The organism is Paenisporosarcina sp. TG20, from assembly GCF_000286315.1.
Classification (GTDB): Bacteria; Bacillota; Bacilli; order Bacillales_A; family Planococcaceae; genus Paenisporosarcina.
Genome location: NZ_ALJG01000032.1, coordinates 1 through 745 on the forward strand (window position 1 = coordinate 1; position 745 = coordinate 745).

1 protein-coding gene is annotated in these 745 nt (G+C 36.1%); it reads left to right on the forward strand.

Annotated features, from left to right (window positions below):
- Positions 1-192: hypothetical protein (locus B371_RS23890; RefSeq protein WP_040681097.1), on the forward strand; the 192-nt coding region annotated here is incomplete at its 5' end.
- Positions 193-745 lie beyond the last annotated feature (553 nt).

Genomic DNA, 745 nt, shown 5'->3' on the forward strand with positions numbered 1-745 from the left:
CTCACCGAACACGCTTTTCCCGTTGGAGTCGCCGCCTTTCACTACAATCTATTAAGTGTTATTAAATCAACGGGTATATACAATAAAGCTTTAAAAATAAATACAAAAAATATCGTTATATCTTGGAAAATGAAAGTAACCAAACCTACATTTCGAAAGGACGATTTTTTATGTGCGATCAAAGATTACTAATCAAAATTACATCACTGAACAAACTTCACTTCCACTGACAATTCAAGAGGGAAATTGTTAAAAAAGGAAATTACGACGACTCCATATTAATCGGATCCACTAGCGTGAGGATCACCAAAAAAATTCCGTTTTATATTGTTAGTCTCCGTATACTAAAAATACTATGAAGACTAGGTTCATGGCACATCAATTTTATATACATTCTTAAGGTGAAAAAGTGTGCAGCAACTCATCATTAACTCTCTGAATGCCCTACTTTTCATCCACTTAGAACTTTTCGCTCACTCAACAAAAAATACATCATATTCTAATTTAAATGCGCATACTTGCTGAAACAGACGCCCCATTATAGTTGTCATCTTGGAAATTCTTCTTTTTCAATTAAATAAGTTAGAAACCCTATTATTAGAGATCAAAAGTCAACTAACATAAGAAAAACCGGGCAAAGTACGCCCGGTCCTTTAAGAAGGGTAACCATAGAAACCCGTTTATTTCCGCTACGGTGGACGCTTTTCGCGGGCATGGCTTCAATCTCCTCGGGCCAACAGGATGT